This is a genomic window from Mesorhizobium sp. M7A.F.Ca.ET.027.02.1.1 (assembly GCF_004022985.1).
GTDB lineage: Bacteria > Pseudomonadota > Alphaproteobacteria > Rhizobiales > Rhizobiaceae > Mesorhizobium.
On record NZ_RZOL01000643.1, the window covers coordinates 1 to 2,171 of the forward strand.

The 2,171-nt window shown below is 62.6% G+C and carries 4 protein-coding genes; 3 read left to right on the forward strand and 1 reads right to left on the reverse strand.

Features of this window, described 5'->3' with window-relative positions; all coding sequences use genetic code 11:
- The coding region (locus tag EN749_RS34595; RefSeq protein WP_145991142.1) for a chloride channel protein at positions 1-930 on the reverse strand (930 nt) is incomplete at its 3' end.
- A gap of 157 nt (positions 931-1,087) precedes the next feature.
- Between EN749_RS34595 and EN749_RS34600 the strand changes: the two genes are divergently transcribed.
- From EN749_RS34600 to EN749_RS34610, 3 genes are all read left to right on the forward strand, one after another.
- Positions 1,088-1,519: a helix-turn-helix domain-containing protein gene (locus tag EN749_RS34600; protein WP_127396241.1), complete on the forward strand. Its 432-nt coding sequence runs from the start codon at positions 1,088-1,090 to the stop codon at positions 1,517-1,519.
- Positions 1,520-1,639: 120 nt separating this feature from the next.
- A complete protein-coding gene (locus EN749_RS34605; RefSeq protein WP_127810026.1) occupies positions 1,640-1,945 on the forward strand; it encodes a hypothetical protein in 306 nt (101 codons plus the stop codon).
- Between the two features lie 16 nt (positions 1,946-1,961).
- On the forward strand, positions 1,962-2,171 hold a 210-nt coding region (locus tag EN749_RS34610; protein ID WP_145991143.1), incomplete at its 3' end, for an RNA polymerase sigma factor.

Consider the following 2,171-nt stretch of genomic DNA (forward strand, 5'->3'; position numbering starts at 1 on the left):
GCCATCCAGCATGTCGGTGATGTTGTCATAGCCGACGCCGAGCGCCTGCGGTTCGATCAGCCCGCCTATGCCGACCACCAGACCGCCGATCATAGGCCACCACATCCAGTGGATCGGCAGCTTCTGAAAACCGTCCTCGCAGGCATAGACCATCTGCGTCAAAAGCCCCGATAGCAGGCCGGCGCAGATGCCAACCAGAACCCAGCCGCCAAGCCCGGTGAACGAAACCGCCATGCCGCCCTGAAACGGGAAGATCGGCCCGGGCAGATGCAGCATGGTGCGCTCGACCTCGGCGATAACAGCCGCGACCGCCACCGGAATGAAGCTGCGCGGGGTCCATTCGAATAGCAGCAGTTCGACGGCCAGCATGATGGCGGCGATCGGGGTTCCGAACACCGTGGTCATGCCTGCTGCCGCACCAGCCACCAACAGCGTCTTGCGCGCGTTGTCGCTGACCGGCAGCATCTGCGCGATCAGCGAGCCGATCGCGCCGCCTGTCATGATGATCGGCCCTTCGGCGCCGAACGGTCCACCGGAGCCGATCGAGATCGCCGACGACAGCGGCTTCAGGATCGCCACCTTGGCGTCGAGTTTTGAGCGCCCGAGCAGGATCGCCTCGATGGCCTCGGGAATGCCATGGCCGCGGATCTTCTCGCTGCCGAAGCGCGCCATCAGGCCGATGATCAGCGCACCAATCACCGGGACGATGACGGCGGCAAGCCCAAGCGGTGTGTCCTCAAGCTTCAGGTCGGCAAGCGAGAACTGGCCGAAATAGGCGATGTTGGTGGCCAGCCGGATCAGCTTCAAAAGCGCGATGCCGGCAAACAACCCGGCTGTCGCCACCACCACGGCAATAGCGGCGACGAGCAGCACCCTGGCATCCGTGGTGAAATCGCGCAGGTGCTCCGGATTCGAATGAGGGGTCTTCATGGCAAAATTGCTTCCTGGCGGCGGGCCGTGTGTCTGAGATGCGGCACGGTCGAAGCGGCCAGCCGGGTTTATCGGTTGCTAGGTATCGTAACACGATATAAATATTCAAGCCGGTTTCGCCCGAAATCCGTTTGAGCTTTCGCCGGAAAACGAACACATGTCTGATATGTCGCAGCCACAAAAACCACGCCCCGCCATCAGCCAGGCCGATTACCAGCGGCTGTCGGAGTTTCGCTACCTGATCCGCCGGTTCCTAGAATTCAGCCAGGTCCAGGCGGAAGACGCCGGCCTGACCCCGCGCCAGCATCAGGCGCTGCTGGCGATCAAGGGATTCCCCGGCGGCGGCCCGGTGACGGTTGGCGATCTCGCGGAGCGCCTGCGCATCCGCCACCACAGCGCCGTCGAACTGGTCAACCGCCTCGGCGAAGCTGGGCTGGTCACAAGGGATCAGGACAAGGATGACCACCGCCGTGTGCTGCTGCAGCTGACCGAGCGCGCCGACGATTGTCTGGCCGAGCTGTCGGCGGCGCATCTCGACGAACTGTCGCGTATCGAACCGATGCTGCGGCGTCTGCTCGATCGCGAGTGAGCGCTCCGGCGTCTTGCGGGCGACACGAATTATTTTTCGGCGCCCGAATCCTTTCGCCCCCCGACAACGTCTTGAGGATGAACACTCTCAAAGACCAGGGCAACCAAGAGGACAACTGCGATGAAACGACACCTGATACGCTACAAGACGAAACCGGAACGGACCGATGAGAATGAACGGTTGGTCAAGGCCGTGTTCCAGGAGCTGCGGGAAAAATCGCCGGACGGCGTTCGCTACATGACATGGCGGTCCGACGACGGGACCTTTATCCATATGGTAGAGACGAAAACCGAGGCCCATGCCGACATTATCACCGGGCTGGCGGCATTCGAGGCCTTTCAGAGCGGCATCAGGGATCGCTTGATCGAGCGTCCGCAGCGCGAGGAAATGACCGTGGTGGGCCACTACCGGATGCTGGACCAATAACGGCGAACAGAGGCGCATGACTATCCCCGGCGAGATCCGCGAACCTTTTGCCCGCCTGTTCGGCGAAATGCGTCCAAAACTGCATCGCTATTGCGCCCGCATGACCGGCTCGGCCATCGACGGCGAGGACGTGCTGCAGGAAGCCCTGGCCAAGGGGTTCGAGGCGCTGCCGGATGCCGGCCCGATCGCCAATCCGGAGGGCTGGCTGTTCCGCATAGCCCACAAT

Excerpts from the sequence above, each read along its gene's own strand:
- EN749_RS34600 (WP_127396241.1), top strand. The coding sequence starts at position 1,088 with ATGTCTGATATGTCGCAGCCACAAAAACCACGCCCCGCCATCAGCCAG.
- EN749_RS34605 (WP_127810026.1), top strand. The coding sequence starts at position 1,640 with ATGAAACGACACCTGATACGCTACAAGACGAAACCGGAACGGACCGAT.